This is a genomic window from Pseudomonas shirazensis, from assembly GCF_014268785.2.
GTDB classification, from domain to species: domain Bacteria; phylum Pseudomonadota; class Gammaproteobacteria; order Pseudomonadales; family Pseudomonadaceae; genus Aquipseudomonas; species Aquipseudomonas shirazensis.
The window spans coordinates 619493-642153 of sequence record NZ_JABWRD020000001.1 but is presented as its reverse complement, the minus strand read 5'-3'; the positions used below and the strand labels follow the sequence as shown (position 1 = coordinate 642153).

The following is a 22661-nucleotide window of genomic DNA, read 5'->3' as shown; positions in this document are numbered from 1 at the left end:
ATTCAGGCCATCAGGGCAGGCAGCGCACGGGCCATCAAGGCTGAAGCGCTGGGGTTGAGTTGAGTCTTTTTAAGCGCAACGTGCTTGACCCATTTGCAGGCGACAATCTCGTTGCCGGGTGCGGGTTTGGCACCTTCGAACAATTGCGTGGTGAAGATGTGATGGAGCACGCTGCCCTCTTCCAGGGTGCATAACTCCAGCAGTGCTTCGCAGTCGATCCCAGTCTCCTCGCTCATCTCCCTTGCAGCCGCCTGAACCGGCAGCTCGCCCTGCCCGATCGCGCCGCCAGGAAAATTCCATTTGCCTCCCTTGGTTCAGCTCGTCTGACTCAGCGCCATCATCTGCTCTGCGCAGCATGCAGACCTGCGACGTAACCGAAGGTCATGGCCGGCCCGAGGTTGATTCCGCCTGACGGATACATGCCGCCCATGATGCTGGCCATATCGCTGCCCACTGCATACAAACCTGCAATAGCCACGCCTGCGCTGTTCAGCACCTGCGCGTTGCCGTTGGTTTTCAACCCGGCAAAGGTGCCGAAGCTGCCAGGGCGGACTTTGACCGCATAGAACGGGCCATGCTCGATCGGTGCCACGCACGGGTTGCCCTCGGTCACCAGCGGGTCACCCTGCTTGCGGTTATAGGCACTAAGCCCACGGCCAAACTCCGGGTCCTCACCCTTGCGGGCATGTTCATTGAAGCTGCGCACGGTTTCGAGCAAGCCTGCCGGGTCGATCCCGCAGGCTTTCGCCAGCCCCTCGAGGGAGGCGCAGCGTTGCAGATAGCCGCTGCGCACCGACGGCCCAACCGGCAGTGGGAACGGCCGCGAATGGCCAAGGCCGAAGCGGCGCTGGAAGCGATGATCGCAAATCAGCCAGGACGCAACCTCCTCGCCTGCTGGCGCGGCAGCCACCATGGCTGCGGTGTAGTCGTAGTAACCGTCAGCCTCGTTGACGAAGCGCTTGCCGTTGGACAGCACGCCGATCAATCCCGGCTTGGCCCGGTCGATGATATGCGGGAAGTGGCCGCTGCTGCCGTCCGCATGGCGCACCAGCGACACCGGCGCCCAGGCTGCCGGTGAAGCAACGTCGAGTTCGAGCACGCCGCCAACCGCCTCGCCCAGCGAAATACCATCGCCGCTGCACTGAACCGGCGGCAGGGCCAGGTGGTCTTCGGCGGCCGAGGTGCGCGGGAACAGCGCTTGCCGGCGCTGCAGGTCGTTGGGGAAGCCACCGGCAGCCAGCACCACCCCGCACCGCGCATGAATCTCGGTGGGCCCAGCAGGCGTCTCGACCAGCGCGCCGATCACTCTGCCCTGCTCCTGCAGCAAGCGCTGCGCCGGCGCCGACTCGATCAGCGTCACGCCCAGGTCTTCGGCTGACTTGGCCAGCCGGCCCACCAGTGCCACGCCATTGACCAGGTGCATGGCCCGGCCATGCACGGCCAGGTCGCGCAGGTGCCGGAGCATACGCTTGCTGACGTGCAGCAGTGACTTGAACGAGCGAGTCATGCTGAGGAATGCCGACAGGTCAGCACCGGCCATGATCGGCATGCCCATGAACGAGGTCTCGCGCATGGTCTTGCGCATGCGCTTGATCAGCGGGCCCATGGCGCGCGCGTCATACGGGGCGGCGATCACCTGATGCCCCTGCGTCGCCGCGCCCGGCAAGTGCCCGTGAATATCCGGGATGCCATTGCCATCGGCCCATTGCAGCGCAGTGTTCTCTTCAAAAAACGCGACCATCTTCGGCGCATTGTCGAAAAACGCATCCACCCGCTCGGCGTTGTAGCGGGCGCCGAGCTGGTGCTTGAGGTAAGTGCGTGGTTGCTGCGGGTCCTCATGGATACCGGCGCGTTTAGCCAGCGGATTGCCCGGCACCCACAACCAGCCACCGGACCACGCCGTAGCGCCGCCAAAGGATGAGTGTTTCTCCACAACAATGACCTTCAGCCCCTGCGCCGCAGCAGTGACTGCCGCCGCCAGCCCGGAGGCTCCCGAACCAATCACCAGCAGGTCGCATTCCAGACGTCGCATGCTCATGCCTGGCCCTCCGGAGTGAGGCTTAGAGCGGTCAGGCCTGGGCTCATCAAGGCTGGCGAGCCTGGTATCAACTGCTGGATGTCTGTCACCGCTGCGATCAGCGCCGGCGCGATCTGGTGCAGCCTTGCCTCGCCAAGGCGAAAGACCGGCCCGGCCACGCTGACCACGCCGATCACCTCGTGGGTGACCGGATGGTGCAATGCCACTGCGATGGCCGACATCCAGTCGGCAAAGGTCTGCACAGCCAGCGCGTATCCTTGCTCGCGCGCGGCCTGAATATTGGTCAGCAGCGCTTCCACCGTCTGTGGTGCGTTCGGACCATAATTCTGCACTTGCCCCAGGCCCTGCCTGAGAATCAGAGCCAGGGCCTGCTTGTCGGTCATGCTCGCCAACCACGCATAGCCACTGGCTGAACAGGACAGCCTGGCCTCCATGCCCATGTCCGGGTCATAGCGCAGCCCGGAGCGTGCGCCTTGCGCACGGGCAACCCAGGTCAGGCGCTGCTCGTCCACCACCGACAGCCGCACCAGCTCGCCGACCTCGGCCGCAAGCCGGTTGAGCACCGGTTGCACCGCATCGATCGTGCCGTCGGCGGCCAGGTGAGTAAACGCCAGCGCCTGCAGTTTGGAGGTCAGCACATAAGTGCCGCGCTCGTGCTCCTGCCGGGCATAGCCAGTGTCGCACAGAGTGCTCAGCAGCCTGTGGGTGGCGCTGCGGGGGATCTGCAGTTGCTCGGAAATGTCCGTCAGCGAGCTGCCTTCGGCGCTGCTGGCGAGGAGTTCCAGCACCGCAAGCCCGCGATCGAAGAGGCCTGCGTAGGGTGATTCGGCGGTGCTTGCGACGTTGCTCATCAAGGTCTCCTGGTCCCGGCTACATAAATCAGCCAAAATGGGTTTTCTGTGACTGGAAAACTATTCCAGCAATGCAGGAGGGTCAATCAATGGGCAGCGTTGGGCGCATTAATCAGGGCGATTATCGAACAAAAGTGCCGCTTAGGCGCGCTTTTCAAGTAGTCCTCAGTGAGGAATTTGTTTACAACTGGAACTCGATTCTAACCGGCGCACACCAGACCAGCGCCGCTACACAATTAGAGAGCCAAGCATGAGCGACCAGATATTCTCCCTTGCTGCCCTGACCGTACTTGAGCTGTCCCCACCCGATATGGTCGAGGTTGCAGCGCGCGCCGGCTACAGCCATGTGGGCCTGCGCCTTGAGCCTGCAACCCCTGAAGAGCACCACTTCCCGCTGGTAGCCGATGCGCAGTTACGGCGCCAGACCCTTCAGCGCCTGCGCGACACCGGGACCAAGGTACTGGATATCGAGATCCTGCGGCTCAAGCCAGACACCCAGGTGCAGGCGTTTCTGACCGTGCTGGAGGCCGGCGCCGAATTTGAAGCAAGTGACCTGCTGATTGCCGGCAACGATCCGGACCCAGTGCGCACGGCCGACAATTTCGCCGCGCTGTGCGAGCTGGCCCTACCCTTCGGTATCCATGTCAATCTGGAGTTCATGCCCTGGACCGATGTGCGCAACCTGGCCGAGGCCTGGCACATCGTCGAGCAGGCTGGACGCAGCAACGGCGCGGTATTGATCGATGCCTTCCACTTCGATCGCTCAGGCTCGTCCGTGCAAGCACTTGCTGTCGCCAGCGCAACTGCGCCGCAGCGCCTGCGCTACGCCCAGCTGTGCGACGTGGTGGGCCCACGGCCTGCGGAGATGGCCGAGATCCTGCGCCAGGCTCGCCAGGAACGACGCTTCCCAGGGGATGGCGATTGTGACCTGCACGGTTTGCTCAAGGCACTGCCGAGCGGTATCCCACTAAGCCTGGAGATCCCCACCCGGCAACTGATGGAGCAAGGCGTCTGTGCCTATGACCGCGCCAGACTGGCATTGGACAAGGCGCGCGAGGTTCTCGCCAGCCTGCGCTGAAATTGACGCCAAGCCTGAGCTGCCGGCGGTCAACGCTTACTACGAGCGGTTGAGCACGCGGTAAGGTTTTCGCTCGTATGGGCGTAACGACACGCCGTGATCCTGCCCTGCACTCACTGCGCGGATGGTACCGCAGCCCGCGCATGGTGCAGCAGGTTGGTCAGGTGCAGGCGCATGGCTGCACGCGCTACGTCGGCGTCCTTGCGGGCAATCGCAGCGTAAATCTGCTCACGTTCGCGCACTTGCAGCGTGCGCAGCTCGCTCTCTACCGCCCGCGCTGGCGGCGCAGCACTCATCAAGGTGCTGCCGACATGGTTCATGGCATCGATGAAAAAGCTGTTGCCGGTGCACAGGGCGATCTGCAAGTCGAATTCAAAGTCGATACGGGTGCTCTGCGCACCTAGCTGCTGCAGGTCATTGGCTTCGTCCAGGGCGGCGCGAATCGTCGCCAACTGACGAGGACTCGCGCACTGGGCGGCGATCGCAGCAGCCTCCACTTCAAGGCTCAAGCGCAGTTCGATGATCGCTACCGCATCGTAAGCACTGCCCTGCTGTGGCTTGCTCTCGTGAAACTCGGCAGGTCGCATACTGTCGACGACAAAGGTGCCGATGCCGCGGCGAGTTTCTACCAGGCCCTCGGCCTGCAACCGCGACATCGCTTCGCGGACCACCGTGCGGCTGACTTTGCGCTGTTCGGTGAACGCCTGTTCAGTGGGCAGTTTGCTACCCGGCGGCAGCTCGCCGGCGAGGATCTGCCGGGAAAGGTCAAGTACCAGTTGCTGGGCCAGGCTCACGCGTCGGTCAGGGGCAGCAGGGGCCATTGCTTGGATCCATTGAAATCAGACGATGCCAGCATTATACCCGCTGCTTTGCCGTGGAAACCCTTTATAATGGCGATTGTTCACACGCGAGCAGAACAATGCCGGATCAAACTTCAACCGCCCCGCAAAAGCCACGCCGCCTAGCCGAGTCGCTGGTCGAACGCTTCGCTCAGCGCATGCGCGACGGCACCCTCAAACGTGGCGACAAATTGCCCACCGAAGCCTCCATCATGGCCAGCGAAGGCGTCAGCCGTTCGGTGGTGCGCGAAGCCTTGTCGCGGATGCAGGCGGCCGGTCTGGTCGATACCCAGCACGGTGTCGGCACTTTTGTCCTCGACATGCCGGCGCCCGAAGGTTTCAACGTCGGGCCCGCCACCATCGTCTTGTTGACCGATGTGCTCGATCTGCTCGAATTCCGCCTGAGCCTTGAAGTGCAAGCCGCCGGCATGGCTGCCGAGCGCGCTTCGGCGCAAGCGCTGGAGGAGTTGCAGCAGGCATTGCAGGCGTTGCTGCAGGGGCCGGAGAAGTCAGGCAGCACCACCAATGCCGATTTTCAGTTCCACCTGAAAATCGCCAAGGCAGCAGGTAACCATTACCTGATCGACATCATGAAACACCTGGGCACCAAGATGATCCCGCGCACCCGGATGAACTCCGCTTACACCGGGCAGAGCAACCGCAGCACCTATCTGGCCGGGATCAACGCCGAACATCAGCAGATCTTCGACGCGATTGCCAGCCGCCAGGTGGATGCCGCGCGCGCAGCGATGTTCCTGCACCTGAGCAACAGCCGCATGCGCCTGCGCGAGGCGCAGCAGGTTCAGGCGTTCTACAGCGAGTAAGCAGATATCGGCTCAGGGCTGCGCCGGCGCGGGCTCGACATCCTGAAACGCCAACCCGTCGCTGTCTTTGACCTGCCACGGGTTGGTGCCGCCGGTTTCACTGAAGCGGATGGCGTCAAAACGTGAGTCCTTCAAACCATCGATTCTGGCCAGCGCCGGACCACTGAAGCGGACCCGTTCGAAGCTCAAGCCCTGGTGATAGGCACCATGCTGGCTGTCGCCCTTGACCTCGATTGCCGCCAGTTGCGCGTTTTCGACACTGACATCACTGACCCGCACATCACGGAACTGCCCGGCGATGGTCGAGCGTTGGTAGTCGAGTTTGGCGTTTGGGTCGTGGTAATCAAGGGTGAAGATGAACGCCTGCTTGACCGTGTTGCGTATCGCCGAATCGCGGAAGGTGACATTGCGCGCGCCGCCGCCCATGAAGTTGGTGCTCTTCATGCGCAGCCCGGCATCGGTGCCATCGGAGACATTGTCCTCGGCGAGGATGTTCTCGATCCAGGCGCCGGTGTGACTGCCGGCGACGACCATGCCATGGCCCTGGCGGAAGAAGTTGTTGAAGATCCAGGCATCCTGCTGGGCCTTCTGCTTGACTGCTTCGGCACCCGTGCCGGCCGCGAAGTTGACGCAGTCATCGCCGGTATCGAAGAAGTTGTTGAACACCATCGCCCCACGGCTGTTGGCGAACTCGATACCGTCGCCGTTGTTGGCGTCGTAGGTCTTGTGCGTGGTGTTGGCCAGCACCACGTTCTCGGTTTCCAGGTTCATGATGCCGTGGTAAGCCGGGTTGAGCACGGTGAAGCCGCCATAGAAGACATTTTTCACATCACGCAGGGTGATCAGCGACGAGCGCATCTGGCCGTAGGCGTCCTTGACGTTCATGCCTTCGGCCACGGCGCGCTCGACCTGAGCCTTGGCCAGCAGCCCGTCGAGCATGTAGCGGGTATTGTCGCTGGCCAGGTACACCGGTAACGGCTGGCCGCGCTCATCGATGGCGTCGGCCTTGCGCTTCCAGCCGTTGCCGTCGATGGTGCCCTTGCCGACGATACGGATGTTTTCAAAGGCCTGGTGCTGGCGCGGATCACGTGGCAAGGCATTGATCAACGAGGCCGGGCGCACCGTGGTCGAATACGGGTACTGGATGTAACCCTCACGCGGGTAGTCTTCGGCGCGCTCGGAGCCGAGCAAGGTCGCGCCTTCGGCGATCTCCAGGGTCATGTTGCTCTTCAGGTACAGGGCACCGCTCTTGTAGGTGCCCTTGGGCAGCAGCACCTTGCAGCCGACCGTGCAAGCATCGATGGCGCGCTGGATAGCGGCGGTATCAAGGCTGCTGCCATCGCCTTTGGCACCGTGTTTCTTCACATCGAACAACGCCGGCACGGCGGTGGTACGTTGCACAACCACCGGGCTGTCGCCTGACTCCTTGCCGTCGCGCCCCACTGATCGCACGCTGAAGCGGTATTCGGTATCGGGTTTGAGACCGTTGGCGGTGAAGCTGTGGATGGCGATGCGGTGGTGGAAGTTGCGCGTGTCCTGCTGGTAGAAGCGGTCGATGTAGGGTTTGGCGGGCGATACCTGGTCGTTGTTGGCGTTGCTGCTGCCGAGCAACTGACCATTGGCGTAGACGTGGTAATCGCTGATGTCGGCATGACCAGCGGGCTTTTCCCAGACCAGAATGATCTGCTGGTCGTCGTAGGCCAGGGTCGGCACCTGGACCTTGCTCGGCGCTTCCAGTGCCCATAGCGGCAGGCTGCAGCCCAGGCTCAGTGCGGCCAGGGTCGATTGGGCAATGGAGAATTTTCTTGAAGAAGCGGCGCTTGCATACGGCATGTTTTTATCTTCCTTGTTTTTTCGTATTCAAGATTTTTCGGGCTGCTTCGCAGCCCTTCGCGGGTGAACCCGCTCCTACAGGGTTCACCGCAGTCCTTGTGGGAGCGGGTTCACCCGCAAAGGGCCGTAAGGCGGCCCCAAAGATTTCAGGCAACTGCAGGGCGAGCTGACTCAGCACTGAAATCGCGGCTGGCCTGGACCAGCATGCGGGTGTACTCATGGTTGGCTAGGTCCTGGCTCAGGGCCTGGCTGTCGAGGCGCTCGACGATGCGCCCTTGTTGCATCACCGCGACCTTGTCGCACAGGTGGCTGACCACACCGAGGTCGTGGGTGACCATCAGGTAGGTGAGTTTCTCGCGCTGGCGCAGGTCGGCCAGCAAGTTGAGAATCTCGGCCTGCACCGAGACGTCCAGCGCCGAGGTCGGCTCATCCAGCAACAGTACCCGCGGCTGCAGAATCAGCGCGCGGGCAATCGCCACGCGCTGCCGCTGGCCACCCGATAACTGATGCGGATAGCGATAGCGAAAGCTGTCGTTGAGGCCGACCTTGAGCAGGATGTCGTTGATGCGATCATCACGCTCGCCGATGCCATGAATGGTCAGCGGTTCGCGCAGCGCGGTATCGATGGTGTGGCGCGGGTGCAGCGAACCGTACGGGTCCTGGAACACCATCTGGACCTTGCGAAAGTGTTCCTTGGGGATCTTCTGCTGCAAGGGCACACCGGCAATGCTCAGCGCCCCGCTCCAGTGCCGGTACTGCCCGGCCAGGCAGCGCAGCACGGTGGTCTTGCCGGAGCCGGACTCGCCGACCAGGCCGAACGACTGGCCGTCCTCGACGGTCAGGTTGACGTCATGCAGCACCTGGTTGACGGCAGCGCCGACGCCAAAGCTGAGGTTCAATGCGTGTGCTTGGATCATGGACATGGGCAGTTACCTCAGCAGGTGAGCCAGAGCGGGTCGCGTTGCAGTACCGGCAAGCGTGGGCGACGGTTGTCCATGCTCGGCAAGGCTGCCAGCAGGCCACGGGTATAAGGGTGTTCGGCGTACTGCAGGTCACACGCGGCAAGTGACTCGACCACCCGCCCGGCGTACATCACCAGCACCCGATCGCAGTAGTTGCGCACCAGGTTGAGGTCGTGACTGACGAAAATCAGGCCCATCTGTTGCTCGACCACCAGCTCTTCAAGCACGCTGAGCACCTGCTGGCGTACCGAGACGTCCAGCGCCGAGGTCGGCTCGTCGGCGATGATCACTTCCGGGTTGGTGATCACCATCATGGCGATCATGATGCGCTGGCCCATGCCGCCGCTGACTTCGTGCGGGTACAGGTTGTAGACGCGCTTGGGGTCACGGATATGGACTTTTTCGAGCATCAGCATGACCCGCTCACGGGCCTCGCTGCGGCTGGCCTTGTGGTGCGCCAGGTAGGCTTCGGCGATCTGCTCGCCGACCTTGACCACCGGATTGAGCGAGTATTTGGGGTCTTGCATGATCATCGAAATGCGCTGACCACGGATCTTCTGCATGGCCTTTTCACTGGCGCTGAGCAGGTCGACATCGCCGAACTGCAGGGCCTTGGCGGTGATCTGGGTGCTGCCTGGGTGCAGCTTGAGCAGGCTGCGGCCAACCGTGGACTTGCCCGAGCCGGACTCACCAACAATCGCCAGCTTCTCGCGGCCCAGGGTGAACGACACATCGCGCACCGCGTGCATTTCTTTCTTGCCATTGACGAAGCGCACATTGAGCGAATCGACATTGAGTTTGAGCGTCGACATAAAGCCTCCAGTTACTCGCTACGCGGGTCGAGAATGTCCCGCAGGCCATCGCCCAACAGGTTGAACGCCAGGCTCACCAGCATGATCGCGGCGCCCGGTACGGCTACCAGCCACCAGCACTCGAGCATGTAGCGGCGCCCGGTCGAAATCATCGCGCCCCACTCCGGTAGCGGCGCCTGCGCGCCGAGGCCCAGAAAGCCCAGCGCTGCGGCGGTGAGGATGATCCCGGCCATGTTCATGGTCAGGCGGATGATCACCGACGACATGCACATCGGCACGATGTGCCGGAGGATGATCCGCGTCGATGACGCGCCCTGCAGCTCGACGGCAACAACAAAGTCAGCCTTGCGCAGCGACAGGGTTTCAGCCCGCGCCAAACGCGCGATTGGCGGCCACGACGTCAGGGCGATCGCCACCACCGCATGCTCCAGGCCAGGGCCAAGGGCCGCAATGAACGCCAGCGCCAGAACCAGGCTGGGGAACGAGATGAAGATGTCGGTGATACGCATGAACACCGTATCGACGATACCGCCGAAGTAGCCGGAGACGGTGCCGATGAACAACCCGATCGGGCCGACGATGATGGTCACCAGGGCAATGATGTAGAGGGTGATTCGGGCGCCATAGACCAGCCGGCTGAAGATGTCGCGGCCGTACTCGTCAGTGCCGAACCAGTGCGCGGCACCCGGTGCCTGCAGGGCATTGGCAAGGTTTTGCACGACCGGGTCGTGGGTGGCGATCCACGGTGCGAACGCAGCTACTACGACCAGCAGCAGCGCGACCATCAGGCCAGCCAGGGTCATCGGGTTGCGCAGCAGGTGGCGCAGCACGCGCAGGCTGCTTTTGTAGAGGGCGTCGAGGCTGGACGCCGGGGTGTTGTCGGCCTGCCGTTTGGCAGCGGTTTCAGTGGTAGAGATGTTGGCTATCATCGGCATGCTCTCTCGGTGCAATCATGGCCCGGCAGGACGCCCGCAGGCGTCCCGGCGGGGTTCAGCGTTGCTTGTAGACGCCCAGGTAACGGGTCGCCTCGGCGTCGTCGCCGGTGAAGCCCTTGACGTCGGCCGCGCTGACCGCGGTGTCGGTCATCTGCGAGATCATCATGATCGGCCCGACCTGCTTGTCGTACAGGGTCTGCGCCTGGTGGTAGAGCTTGAGACGCTGGTCGGCGTCGCGCTCGACCCCGGCTCGATCGATCAGCTCGTTGAGCTGCTGGTTGAAGAACGATGCGCGCCAGCCCTGGAAGTTAGGCAGGCCGGCGGCGTCACTGTTGTCGGGGTTGTAGACAAAGGTGCGCAGGCTGAAGTACGGGTGCGGGTAACGCTCGGCACCGCGCGCGACGATCATCTCGAAGTTGCGCGCGCGCATGGCGCCGTACACCTGGTTGCCGGTGCCGGTGACGATGGTGGCCTTGATCCCGCCCTCGGCCAGGGTCGCTTGCATACGTGCGGCAATGTCGATGAACGGCGGCTCGGACAAGGTCCGAATGGTCGTATTGAAGCCGTTCGGGTAGCCCGCTTCGGCGAGCAGCGCCTTGGCCTTGGCGACGTCCATGGTGTAGCCAGGATCAGGCAGGCGGGCAGCCAGACCCAGCTGCATCGGTTGCTGGTTGAGGGTGCCGTAGTGCGGCATCACCTGCTGGTCGATGCCTTGGTAGTCGATCAGGTTGCGCACCGCTTCGCGTACTTGCTGCTTGGCGAACTCGGGCTGTTTCATGCTCATCGCCACGTAGTACATGGTGCCGCGCTGCAGCGCCTGGACCTGCAACGCGTCCGAGCGCTCGATTGCCTTGATATCCGGCGCAGCCATGCCGTAGGCCAGGTCGAGGTCGCCGCGCTCGAGCATCAGGCGCAGCGACTGCGATTCGGTCATGTGCCGCACCAGTACGCGCTTCATCTTCGCCGGCCCGGCCCAGTAGCCGTCGAAGCGGGTCATCACCAGGCTGTCATTGGCGCTCCATTTGCTCAATGTGAACGGGCCGCTGCCGGCTTCGTTGGTGACCAGCCAGGCAGCACCGAGGTCGCCGTTTTTCTCGTGTTGCAGGGCCTGCTTGCGGTCTACGACGACCGCGCTGGGCGAAATCGCCAGCGAGTCGATCACCAGCAAAGGATCGGTCGGCTGCGGCAGATCGATCACCAGCGTGTGCGCGTCGGTGGCGCGGATAGACGCCTGAATGTTGTCGAGGTTGTAGCCGTAGGCCTTCCAGGTGGTGGCCAGGCCGAAGTTGAGCTTCATCACCCGATACAGCGACCAGGCCACGTCTTCAGCGGTCAGCGGGTTACCGGAGTGGAACTTGACGTCGCTGCGCAGCTTGAAGGTGATCTGCTTGCCGTCTTCACTCACCGTCCAGCTTTCAGCCAGTTGCGGCACGTGCCGCTCGGGGTTGCCGTTGTCGCGCTTGACCAGGGTGTCGTAGAGGTTGGCGTTGATCCCGGAAGCGTCCAGGCCAGGCGCGTTGGCCGGGTCGATGGAGAACAGGTTGACCATGCTCATGCCGACGATCAACTGGTCGGCAGGGGTTTTTGCCTGGGCTGCCAGCATCGGGCTCAGCGCCAGGATCGCGCCGAACAGGCCGTTGCGCAGGGTCGGAAATACAATATTCATGGGGCATCCTTTTTATAGTTATGGGTTCGCGCTTGCCGCGCAGGCTTAGCGGGTCCTTGGATCGAACACCTTGTACAGCGCGTCGCTGATCAGGTTGAGGGCAACGAAGATCAAGCCGATCACGAGCACACAGCCCATCACCGCATTCATGTCGCCGAGCATCAGGCTGCTGGTCAGGTACTGGCCGAAGCCCGGCCAGGCAAACACCGTCTCGATCAGCACCGCGCCTTCGAGCAATGAGCCGTAGGCCAGTGCGACCACGGTCAGCAACTGCACGAGGATGTTGCGAAAGGCATGGCCCCAGACCACCTGACGGCGCGACAGGCCCTTGACCCGGGCGGTGATGATGTACTCCTGAGACAGCTGTTCGAGCATGAAGCTGCGGGTCATGCGGCTGATGTAGGCCACCGAGTTGAGGCCAAGGATCAGCGCCGGCAGGACGATATGCCGCAGCGCGCTGGTGAAGGCTTCCCAGTCGCGGGCCAGGGCAGTGTCGATCAGCAGCAGGCCGGTGACGTCCGGCACCATGCCGTCGTAGGCAAGATCGATCCGCCCTGCCCCGCCAGCCCAGCCGAGCCAGGCGTAGAACACCAGCAGGCCCATCATGCCGACCCAGAAGATCGGCGTGGAGTAACCGAACAGAGTGATTACCCGCGCCAGGTGATCGCCCATACGCCCCTGATTGCTGGCCGCGACAACGCCCAGCGGCAGGCCGATGAGGATACCGAACAGGATCGCAAGAGTGGCCAGCTCGATGGTCGCCGGGAACACCCGTTTGATGTCTTCCAGTACCGGGTGACCGGTCAGCAGGGCGTTGCCGAAATCACCGTGCAGGAGGTCGTTGAGGTACATGCCGAACTGGGTCCAGATCGGCTGATCCAGACCCATCGCCCGATAGACCTGGTCATAGGTGGAGCTGTCGGCGTCTGGACCGACCACGGCCAGCACCGGGTCCAGCGGCATTACCCGACCAATGAAGAAGGTCAGCGCCAGCAAACCGAGCAGGGTCACCAGCACCGTACTCGCCCGGCGGGCAGTACCGGACGCGCGCGCGCCCAGCACAGAGGCAGTCGAAACAAACATAACAGGCTCCTGAAAAAGCGTTTACCAATCACCGACCGGCCTGGGGCAGTGCGCCCCGGCTCGACTCAACGCGATTTGTAGACGTCCTTGTAACGGGTGGTGGCCGCGGTATGGCCGTGGTAATCCTGGATATCGTGGTACAGCACCACGGTGTCGGTCATTTGCGACACGGGCAGGATCGCCCCCACCTGCTCGTCGAGGGTGGCCTGGATCTGCTGGTACTGGGCCTGTTGCCGGGCTTTGTCGGGTTCGACTTCGGCTTGCTCGATCAAGCTGTTCAACTCAGGGCTGTAGAACGACGTACGCCAGCCCTGGAAATTGCTCAGTTTGGCTTCGTCGCGGTTATCCGGGTTGTACACCAGGGTGCGCAGGCTTGAATGCGGATGGCGCTCGGCCCCGCCGCCGCCACGTCCGACCAGGATGTCGAAGCTGCGCTCACGCATGGCGCCGTAGATCTGGTTACCGGTACCGGTGACGATGGTTGCCTGGATGCCGGCCTGGGCCAGGGTGGCTTGCAGTCTGGAGGCAATATTGATGAACGGCGGCTCGGTGAGGACGCGAATGGTGGTCTTGAAGCCGTTCGGGTAACCCGCGTCAGCCAACAGCTGTTTCGCCTCGGCGACGTTCAAGGTGTAGCCCGGATCATCCAGCCGCGCCGGCAAGCCGAGCGGCAGCGGGCGCTGGTTGAGCTGGCCGTAGTGCGGCATGACCGTCTGGTTGATGCCCTGATAGTCGATCAGCGAGCGCACCGCCTTGCGTACGCGGGCATCGTCATAGGGTTTGTTCTTGACGCTCAGCGCCACGTAGTAAAGGGTGCCGCGCTGGACGGTCTGGGTGCGTACCTTGTCGGACTTTTCCAGTGCTTCGATATCCGGTGCCGACATGCCCTTGGCCAGGTCCAGATCACCGCGCTCGACCATCAAGCGCAGCGACTGCGATTCGGTCATGTTGCGCATGACGATGCGCTTGAGCTTGGCCGGGCCACCCCAGTAACCGTCAAAGCGGGTCATCAGGATCACATCGTTGGCGCGCCAGTCATTGAGAATGAATGGACCGCTGCCGGCCGCATGAGTGGTCAGCCAGGCGCCGCCCATGTCATTGCCTTTCTGGTGCTGCTGCACCACTTTGCGGTCGAGGATGAAGGCGCTGGGCGAAGTGGCCAGGGTGTTGAGCACCAGCATCGGGTCGGTCGGGCGTGGCAGTTCAAGGACGAAGGTATGCTCGTCGCTGGCGCGCAGGTACTGCTCGGCGTTGCCGGCATTGAAACCATAGGCCTTCCAGGTCGACGCCAGGGCCAGGTTGAGCTTGAGCACGCGCTGCAGCGACCAGGCTACGTCTTCGGCACTGAGCGGGTTGCCGGACTGGAACTTGACGTCCTTGCGCAGGTTGAAGGTGAGGATTTTGCGGTCAGCGCTGACCTGCCAGCTTTCGGCCAGGGCCGGCAGCAGCTGGTCGGGTTGTTTGACATCCTGCACCAGCAGCATGTCGTACAGGTTGGCATTGACCTCGGAGACATCCAGCCCGGTCGCCGCAGCGGGGTCGAGCGAGAGCAGGTTGATCATGCTCATGCCGACGATCAACTGATCGGCCGGGGTCTTGGCAAACGCTGCAGGGACCGAGGTGAGTGCCAGCGACGCGGCAAACACCCCTGCCCAGAATGTGGGAAGTACGTTCATGTGAGATAGCCTTTTTATAGTTATTGGACTCTCGGGCGGCACGCAATGGCGCGTGCCGCCATGCACGAATCAGAAGCTGTGCAGCGTATTGGTCTCGACGTAGTCGAAGTCGATCTCCTCACCCAGGCCCGGCAGGTCGGACAAGTGCACGAAGCCGTCCTGGTCCATAGGGTCGACCAGGCGCTTGAGGTAGGCCGGGACGTCGTCGTACTCAAGGAACGGGTGCAGCAGGCCGCGCTCGTACCAGCTGCAGTTCTTGATGGCACCGACCACCGCCAGGTTGGCCGCGCCGTTGCCGTGGATCTCGCAGTCCATGCCAAACGCTTCGGCCATGTGCGCAACCTTCAGGCACGGGGCAATCCCGCCGACACCGGCAACCCCGGCGCGCAGAATGTCACAGACATCGTTCTTGACCCAGCTGGCGCGGCTCAGGTGCTTGCCGCCCAGGCTTTCCGGGCCAAGGATAGGGATGTCCAGCTGGCCCGCCAGCCAGGCATAGGACTCGGCCGAGTCTTCCATCATTGGCTCTTCGAACCAGGCGAAGTCGAGCTTCTCCAGCGCGCGGCCAACGGTCAGTGCTTCGGTCCGGCTGTACCAGTGGTAGCCATCGATCATCAACGCGATGTCCGGGCCAACCGCCTCACGCACCGCGGCGCAGGCCTTGATATCCATGCTCACGCTCGGCGCGAACGACACCGGCGGCATCCAGGTGTGCAGCTTGATTGCCTTGTAGCCACGTTTGACCAGGGTTTCGGCGAAGCGGCCGTACTCTTCCGGGGTCGACAGCCCACCTTCGAGCTCATCGCCACACATGGTTGAACCGTACGCCGGAACCTTGTCGCGAAACCCACCGATCAGCTTGTGCACCGGCAGGTTCAGCTTGCGCCCGGCCCAGTCCCACAGCGCCTGTTCAACCAGCGCCAGCGCGCGGTCGGTCAACTGGCTGGCACTGCCGCGCTGCCAGTGTGCCAGGTCGTGCCAGATCTTTTCGCGGTCGAAGGCGTTGGCGCCGACCAGCACTTTGCGCACGAAGCCATCCAGCACATACGGGCGAATCAGCTCGGGCGCACCCAGTGCAAAACCCTCGTTGCCGCATTCGGTCTTGATCCGCAGCAAGGCCATTTTGGCCTGGGTGACATCGCCCGGATGGGCATGGCCGGCGCTGTCTACGGCGCGTCGGGTGGGGTAGGAAAATACCTGGACGTTTACTGCAGTGATGATCATGGACGTCTGAGCCTTCTTATTGGAATTGTGGCGGAAAGGTCACGCTCTGGGGATGATCCTACGTCATCATACAACAATTGAAAAGCACCCCTTTGAAACTTTATAAATCGCGCAAAAGCTCCCTTCTCTATACGCCATGAGCGACCTAGCACCTCGCTATAAACCTTTATAAATCACGTTTTAGACGGCCTAATCCATGTCATCAGACAACATCTCAATAAAAAATAGACAACCCTAAAGTTGTACGATAACTTATTTGAAACATTTGCCACGGAGGGCATCCCCCACCCCGCACTCATCCTCACTGCCCGACCTCATAACGACCTCAACAAAAACAAAAAAAGAAGATCGCATGAACACCACACTCCGCACGCTTATCGCTGTCAGCACGCTTGGCCTGTCGCTCTACGCCCACGCAGATTCGGCCAGCATCAACTACCGCCACAGCTTTACCGAAGACGACAGCATTCACTCCGACCGGATCAAGCTGAACTACCGGATGGACAGTGGCCTGGGTTTTGGCGCCGAGATCAAATACAAGACTGCCGGCGACCGCGAAGACGTCGCCTACGACAACATGGTCAACAACGGCCATGAATTCACCGTCGACTACAACCACAAGCTCAGTGCCAAATCGACGCTGACCCCGGCATTCCAGATGGACAGCTCGAAAGACGCCACCACCTACAAGTTCGGCCTCAAGTACAGCTACAAGATCAGCGACACCTGGTACGTCGCCAGCCGCGTACGGCACGACGCGCGCAGCCTCGACCGTGATCAGATCGATCACAGCAAAGAGGACCGCGCCAAGGACAACCAGAACACCACGCGCCTGGAAGGCTGGCTCGGCTACACCCCCAAAGGGCCGTGGGCGTTCGAGTATCAGTACATCCACTTCAGTACTGATTACATCCGCTACGACAACAAGAAGAGCGACTACGAGCAGAACCTGATCATCAAGTACAAGCTCAACAAACAGTGGGCGCCATTCATGGAAGTCGGCGACATCAAGGTCAATTCCTACACCGATGACCGCCAGGCGCGCTGGCGCCTGGGCATCCAGTACAACTTCATGTAAGGCCTCGCTGGCGGGCGGCCACAAGGCCTGCCCGTTGCTACCGAGCACCGCCGAACCTGCACCTCCAACTACAGGCACCCGCCATGACTGCACCCTCCTCCACCTCGACCAAACCCTTCAACCGCCTGCTGCTGACCGGCGCTGCCGGCGGCCTCGGGCAGATCCTGCGCGATGCCTTGCAGGCGCACGCCAATGTCGTGCGAGTATCCGATATCAGTGAGATGGCGCCCGCTGCCGGCGACCATGAAGAAGTAGTCAGCTGCAATCTGGCCGACAAGGCCGGCGTGCATGCGCTGGCCGATCAGGTGGATGCCATCGTCCACCTGGGCGGTATATCCACAGAGCGGAGGTTCGAAGATATTCTCGACGCGAACATTCGCGGCACGTTTCATATCTATGAAGCGGCGCGCCTGCACGATATCAAACGGGTGGTGTTCGCCAGCTCCAATCACGTCACCGGGTTTTACCCGCAGGATGTCCAGCTCGATGCTCACTCGCCGCGCCGACCGGACTGCTATTACGGGCTGTCGAAAGCCTACGGCGAAGACCTGGCGACGTTTTATTTCCACCGCTACGGCATTCAGACCGTGAGTTTGCGCATAGGCTCGTCATTCCCGCAGCCGCGCAACCTGCGCATGCTCTCGACCTGGCTGAGCTACGCCGACCTGGCCCACCTGGTCGAACGCGCGCTGCTCGCCGACGACGTCGGCCACACCGTGGTGTATGGCGTGTCTGCCAACCGTGACCTGTGGTGGAACAACCGCTACGCCGCGCACCTGGGCTTTGCGCCGCAGGACAGCTCCGAGCAGTTTCGGGCCAAGCTGGAGCAACTGCCTCAAGCCGCGGCGGACGAGCGCAGCGCCCTGCTGCAAGGCGGCGCCTTTACCAGCGCTGGCCCATTCGATTGAGCCCGCTCAGGTCGCAGCGGATCAGCCATGCAACCCGGCAAGTACCTCGGCTCGCGTGGTGACCTGGCGAAAGTGGTGCTGCCACAGCTCGATGCCGAGCTTGCCGGAACGGTCCAGCGACGAGCCGATGGTCAGATCGGTGACCAGCGTCGGCGACAGGCCGGCATCGAACAGGGCAAAGCCTGCGGCGAGCACGCAGGTTTCAGTTTGCAGACCACACACCAGCACACGCTCGACGTCCATCTGCTTGAGATAGTCGAGCATCGCTGCAGTGGGCCCGTAGCCGTGCTTGATGAACACCTGATCGACTTCCACCAGGCATTCATCCTGCACCGCAGGGTGCCAGCCAAGCTGACGCTCGAAGGGCGTCACCTGCTCGTCATGCAACTCGACCGAGGCAATGGTGGGGATGCGCGCAGAAAACGCCCGCACACCATCAACCAGCCACTCCGGCGGGCTGAACGTGGCCTGAACATCGACAACAAGCAAAACCTGACGCATAGGGTGTTCCGAGGGTATGCAGAGGACGCGCAGTATATCGATGGTTCGGCGGATTGGGGCAGCCGCTCCCCCAAATACGCTGCCAACCAGCCACCATCTATGGCACTGTAACCGCTCTGCACAGCCGCTCAGTGACTCCCATGCCGACTCGCAAAACCGGCGTTCGCGCCCTACAGGCCGACCGCACCAAGCACAATATCCTCAAGGCTGCGGTGACGGTCTTCAGCAAGGAAGGCTTCACCGGCGGGCGCATCGAACAGATCTCTTCGTTGGCCAACTCCAACGACCGGATGATCTACTACTACTTCGGCAACAAAGAAAAACTGTTCATCTGCGTGCTCGAGCATATCTACGCAAGCTTCAATCAGGCCGAAGCCAAACTACGCCTGGACCTCGCCGACCCCGAGCAGGCGCTACGGCAACTGGTGGCGTTCATCTGGGACTACTACGTAAAGCACCCCGAGTTCGTCACCCTCCTCGCCACTGAAAACCTCCACCAAGGCAAGCACGTCAAGCAGTCACAGAACCTCACGGCACTGGCCGGCGAGGCGGTAGGCGTACTGCGCCCGATCATCGAGGCCGGCCAGGCCCAGGGCCTGTTCCGCGCCGATATCGACATCCAGCACAGCTACCTGATGATCGCCTCGCTCTGCTACTTCTATAACTCCAACCGATACACGCTGAGTTCGTTCCTGGCTGTTGACCTTGGCGCCAAGCAGGCCAAGGCCGACTGGCTGGCATTCATCAGCGACCTCGCCTTGCGCGGCCTGCGCCGCTAGGCGTCACAGTCAATGGCTGCCAGGGTTGGCCCGCACCTGCGCGCTTTTGCCGGCCAAGCCTTGCCAGGCCGGCTGGTCGCTGGCAAAGCGCTGTCGCAGATAAGCGCTCAAGTCCGCCACCTGGCGGTCGGACAGGCTGTCCTTGAACGCCGGCATGTAGCCCAGATCGGGCGTTGCCGGGGTGGCAATGCCATGCAGGATCACCCGCAGCAGGTTGTCTGGCAGGGCGCTGTGGACATTGCTGTTGACCGCCATCGACGGACTCACACCGAACAGTTTCGGCCCCAGCCCATCGCTGTGACAGGCCATGCACGCGCCCTTGAACACACGCTCGCCATTGCTGATCGACACCTGCGCATCCACCTGCGCAACTGGCTTGGCAGCAGCGGCCTGCGGTACGCCGTCGAGTGAAGCGAGGTAATGCGCTATCGCCTGCACGTCACTCTGCGGCAAGGTGGCCAGCTCGCTGACCACCGGCCCCATCGGCCCAGCCGCGACGCCATGCTTGTCAGAAAAGCCAGTGCTCAGGTACGTAACCAGCTCGCTCTCGCTCCAGGGCGTCGAGCCCTTGCCCAACGCGTTCAGTGCTGGGGCCTCCCAACCATCGACCATGCCACCTGCCAGGTAGCGCTGACCGCCCTGCTCCGCACCCAGCAGGTTGCGCGGCGAGTGACAGGCTGCGCAGTGGCCGAGCCCCTCGACCAGGTAGGCGCCACGGTTCCACTGTGCGCTGCGCTGCGGATCGGGTTGATACTCGCCGCGCTTGAGAAACAGCGCGTTCCAACCCGCCATCAATGGCCGCTGGTTGAACGGGAAGCGCATCTGGTTGACCGATGCCTCCTGACGCACCGGCGTCTGCGACATCAGGTAGGCATACAGCGCCTGCATGTCGCCGTCAGTTATGTTGCGAAACGAGGTGTAGGGAAACGCCGGGTACAGATGCCGACCATCGCGGCTGATGCCTTCACGCATGGCCCGCTCGAACGCGCCGAATGACCAGCGGCCAATGCCGGTTTCCGGGTCCGGCGTGATATTGGTGCTGTACAGCGTGCCAAACGGCGTGTCCATGGCCAGCCCACCGACATTGACCTTGCCGCCGCTGACCGTATGACACACCGCACAGTCACCGGCAGCTGCCACCTGCCGGCCGCGCTCCAGCATCGACGCTGACCAGCTGCCTGCCGCGGGGGGTGTCACCGGGGCGATTTCGGCGCGCCAGGGCAGTGCCGTGGCGGCCATACCCAGCGCCGCGCCAAACACGCCGGCGAGCGAGCCGAACCACCACTTCGAGCGTTTTGTCGCAGGCGCTGCCGACGGCTGCATGGCGTCTGCCTGGCCATCGCCTGCGAGCGCTGCGCGCACCCGCTCGGCGGTGATCGGCAGTTCGCGGAAACGGATCCCGGTGGCATCGAAGATCGCGTTGGCAATCGCCGCCGCACTCGGCACCGAAGCCGACTCGCCGCTGCCCATCGGCGGCTCGTGCTGACGCGGCAGCATCAGCACGTCGATTTGCGGCACCTCGGGGAAGGTCAAAATCGGGTAGCCGCCCCACTCCTTGCTGACCACCGTCGATTCTTCAAAACTGACCTGCTCCTTGAGTACGCGACTGGTGGACTGGATCACGTTGCCGTGGATCTGATGCCGCACTCCATCAGGATTGACCATCATGCCGGCATCATGGCCGATCACCACCCTGGTGACCGCCACTTCGCCGGTGCGCCGGTCGACCGCGACATCGGCGACCCAGGCCGCCCAGGCAGCACCAAAGCCGGGGAATTTACTGTGAATGTAGCGCGCGTAGGCGAAACCACGACCGCGCAGGATGTCGCCCTCGGCAGGCGTCTGCATCGGTTCGCTATGCGGCTGCCAGGCGGCGCGCTCGGCGGTGGCGTTGACCAGGTCGATCGCGCGCGGATCAGTCAGGTGCTTGAGACGATATTCGACAGGGTCGACACCTGCGGCAAACGCCAGCTCATCGATATACGACTCATGGGCAAAGCTGTTGGGCATCGCCGACACGCCGCGCATCCACGATGCACGCACCAGCGGCGTCATGTCGTTGATGGTGACGCGCATATGCTCGTAGTCATAGGGCGGGATCGAGGTGCGGTCGCCCATCTCGAACAGCGCCGGTACCGGCTCCACCGCGCCGGTCAGCAACAGCGCCAGGGTTGGCGCGCCATTCGACGGGTAGCTGGTCTGGAAGTCATAGGCCGCGACCGTGCCATCGGCATTCAGGCCGCCATCAATTTCCATCAACTGCGCGGTGCCTTTGGGCTCCCAGGCATGCTCCTGCTCGCGGGTCAGTTGCACCCGCACCGGGCGGCCCACGGCGCGCGACAACAGCACCGCATCGGCGCATACGTCATCGGCACAGTTGCGCCCGTAACAGCCCGCCGCTTCCATGCGGATGATCTCGATGCGCTCCTCGGCGCATTCCAGCAGCCAGGCCAGGTCCGCACGCAACAGGTGCGGGTTCTGGGTGCCGGACCAGACACGAATCGGCCCATTGGTGAAGTCGGCCAAGGCACAGGACGGGCCGATCGATGCATGCAGCTGATACGGCCAGAGGTAGCTGCGGCTAAGGCGCTGACTGGCATTGGCGATACCCTCATCGACGTTGCCCTGATCGAGCACCACCCGCTGCACGCGCGGGTTGTCGCGGATCGCCTGGGCGATGTCAGTCAGGTCGGGAAGCTTGCCGGTGAGTGGTTTCCAGCTGACCTTGAGCTCCTGCGCGGCGCGGATGGCCTGCTCTTCGCGTTCGGCGACAACACCAATGAAGTCGCGGATGACCACCACGGCGACGACCCCGGGCAGATGGGCAATGGATGACTCGTCCACCGCCAGCAGACTGTTGCCGACGAAGTCACCGCTGTCATGGCCCGCGTATGGTGGGCGGATTACTCGGCCATGGAGCATGTCCGGCAAGCGCATGTCGTGCACATAGGTCAACTCGCCAGTGGCTTTGCCGGGGATGTCCACCCGCGCAGCGCTGCGCCCGACCAGGCGGTAGTCTGCAACAGCCTTCAACGGCGCATCGTCGCTGACCCGCAGCTGCTGATTACGGCCCTTGAGCAGTTCGGCAAAGGACACGCTGCGACCATCGCTGGCAATCAGCGTGCCCTCTTCGATGCGCAGGCTTTCGGCCTCGCAACCAAGCCGCAGCGCCGCCTGCTCAAGCAAGAAGCGCCGCGCAGTTGCCGCCGCCTTGCGCAGCGGCACGGCAGAAATCTGCAAAGTGGCACTGGCGATGGTCGCCCCTTGATTGGGCGCCCGTTCGGTATCGCCGAGGATCATGTGCACCTGATCCATGCGCAGGTCCAGCTCCTCGGCAACGATCTGCGCCAGCGAGGTGCGGATGCCCGTGCCGAGGTCGACGTGGCCGTTGAAGGCGTAGACCATGCCGTCATCACTGACGGCCACAAACAACGCCAGCTCGGACGCCTTCTGCGTCGGCGTCACGCCCTTGGCCACCGGCCCGGAAGGCGGCGTGATCTGGTCGACAATCAGCAGAACGCCGGTCTTGGCCAGCAGCTGGTCGCGGCTGGGTACGTGTTGGGAGTGGTTCATG

At 62.8% G+C, this 22661-nt stretch carries 18 protein-coding genes and 1 pseudogene; 5 read left to right on the top strand and 14 right to left on the bottom strand.

The features are described 5' to 3' along the window. Positions 1-2: 2 nt before the first annotated feature. From HU736_RS02675 to HU736_RS02665, 3 genes and pseudogenes are all read right to left on the bottom strand, one after another. Positions 3-296 (bottom strand): annotated as a pseudogene (locus HU736_RS02675) (NUDIX domain-containing protein); the annotation flags it as partial. Positions 297-337: 41 nt separating this feature from the next. Beyond that, entirely contained in the window at positions 338-2038 is a 1701-nt protein-coding gene (locus HU736_RS02670; RefSeq protein ID WP_186699844.1) for an FAD-dependent oxidoreductase, read from the bottom strand. Next, a complete protein-coding gene (locus HU736_RS02665; RefSeq protein WP_186699842.1) occupies positions 2035-2889 on the bottom strand; it encodes an IclR family transcriptional regulator in 855 nt (284 codons plus the stop codon). The genes HU736_RS02670 and HU736_RS02665 overlap by 4 nt, the downstream gene beginning before the upstream one ends. A gap of 250 nt (positions 2890-3139) precedes the next feature. Here HU736_RS02665 and HU736_RS02660 point away from each other — a divergent pair, with 250 nt between their 5' ends. Next, on the top strand, positions 3140-3967 hold the full coding sequence (locus tag HU736_RS02660) for a sugar phosphate isomerase/epimerase family protein (RefSeq protein WP_103437019.1): 828 nt from the start codon (positions 3140-3142) through the stop codon (positions 3965-3967). Positions 3968-4080: 113 nt separating this feature from the next. On the opposite strand, the gene HU736_RS02655 is transcribed toward HU736_RS02660, so the two are convergent. After that, positions 4081-4788, bottom strand: a complete 708-nt coding sequence (locus HU736_RS02655; protein ID WP_103437018.1) for a FadR/GntR family transcriptional regulator — start codon at positions 4786-4788, stop codon at positions 4081-4083. A gap of 98 nt (positions 4789-4886) precedes the next feature. Between HU736_RS02655 and HU736_RS02650 the strand changes: the two genes are divergently transcribed. Continuing rightward, positions 4887-5630 (top strand): FadR/GntR family transcriptional regulator, encoded by a 744-nt coding sequence (locus HU736_RS02650; RefSeq protein ID WP_101318634.1) that lies wholly within the window; start codon positions 4887-4889, stop codon positions 5628-5630. Positions 5631-5642: 12 nt separating this feature from the next. Here the strand turns inward: HU736_RS02650 and HU736_RS02645 are convergent, their stop codons facing one another. The 8 genes from HU736_RS02645 to HU736_RS02610 all read right to left on the bottom strand — a co-directional run bounded on the left by HU736_RS02645 (position 5643) and on the right by HU736_RS02610 (position 15821). Then, on the bottom strand, positions 5643-7463 hold the full coding sequence (locus tag HU736_RS02645) for a glycosyl hydrolase family 28 protein (RefSeq protein ID WP_186699840.1): 1821 nt from the start codon (positions 7461-7463) through the stop codon (positions 5643-5645). A gap of 146 nt (positions 7464-7609) precedes the next feature. After that, on the bottom strand, positions 7610-8386 hold the full coding sequence (locus HU736_RS02640; protein ID WP_186699838.1) for an ABC transporter ATP-binding protein: 777 nt from the start codon (positions 8384-8386) through the stop codon (positions 7610-7612). An 11-nt stretch (positions 8387-8397) separates the two neighbouring features. Then, a complete protein-coding gene (locus tag HU736_RS02635) occupies positions 8398-9237 on the bottom strand; it encodes an ABC transporter ATP-binding protein (protein ID WP_101318628.1) in 840 nt (279 codons plus the stop codon). A gap of 11 nt (positions 9238-9248) precedes the next feature. Next, positions 9249-10166, bottom strand: a complete 918-nt coding sequence (locus HU736_RS02630) for an ABC transporter permease (RefSeq protein WP_150572994.1) — start codon at positions 10164-10166, stop codon at positions 9249-9251. 61 nt (positions 10167-10227) lie between these two features. After that, positions 10228-11838, bottom strand: coding sequence for an ABC transporter substrate-binding protein (locus HU736_RS02625; RefSeq protein WP_103437014.1), 1611 nt, complete (start codon positions 11836-11838; stop codon positions 10228-10230). A gap of 45 nt (positions 11839-11883) precedes the next feature. Then, entirely contained in the window at positions 11884-12921 is a 1038-nt protein-coding gene (locus tag HU736_RS02620; protein WP_101318624.1) for an ABC transporter permease, read from the bottom strand. A gap of 65 nt (positions 12922-12986) precedes the next feature. Beyond that, positions 12987-14597, bottom strand: coding sequence for an ABC transporter substrate-binding protein (locus tag HU736_RS02615; protein ID WP_186699836.1), 1611 nt, complete (start codon positions 14595-14597; stop codon positions 12987-12989). A gap of 69 nt (positions 14598-14666) precedes the next feature. Next, positions 14667-15821: a mandelate racemase family protein gene (locus HU736_RS02610; RefSeq protein WP_101318620.1), complete on the bottom strand. Its 1155-nt coding sequence runs from the start codon at positions 15819-15821 to the stop codon at positions 14667-14669. Between the two features lie 352 nt (positions 15822-16173). On the opposite strand from HU736_RS02610, the gene HU736_RS02605 reads away from it, so the two are divergent. Then, entirely contained in the window at positions 16174-16899 is a 726-nt protein-coding gene (locus HU736_RS02605) for an oligogalacturonate-specific porin KdgM family protein (RefSeq protein ID WP_103437012.1), read from the top strand. Positions 16900-16982: 83 nt separating this feature from the next. Continuing rightward, positions 16983-17807, top strand: coding sequence for an NAD-dependent epimerase/dehydratase family protein (locus HU736_RS02600; RefSeq protein ID WP_186699833.1), 825 nt, complete (start codon positions 16983-16985; stop codon positions 17805-17807). 21 nt (positions 17808-17828) lie between these two features. Here the strand turns inward: HU736_RS02600 and HU736_RS02595 are convergent, their stop codons facing one another. Then, positions 17829-18308: an isochorismatase family protein gene (locus HU736_RS02595; RefSeq protein ID WP_186699831.1), complete on the bottom strand. Its 480-nt coding sequence runs from the start codon at positions 18306-18308 to the stop codon at positions 17829-17831. 140 nt (positions 18309-18448) lie between these two features. On the opposite strand from HU736_RS02595, the gene HU736_RS02590 reads away from it, so the two are divergent. Next, positions 18449-19087 carry a TetR/AcrR family transcriptional regulator gene (locus HU736_RS02590; RefSeq protein ID WP_186699828.1) on the top strand — a complete coding sequence of 213 codons (639 nt, stop codon included), beginning with the start codon at positions 18449-18451 and terminating at the stop codon, positions 19085-19087. Positions 19088-19096: 9 nt separating this feature from the next. Here HU736_RS02590 and HU736_RS02585 read toward each other — a convergent pair whose 3' ends face one another. Beyond that, entirely contained in the window at positions 19097-22660 is a 3564-nt protein-coding gene (locus HU736_RS02585; RefSeq protein WP_186699826.1) for a molybdopterin cofactor-binding domain-containing protein, read from the bottom strand. Between the last annotated feature and the right edge of the window lies 1 nt (position 22661).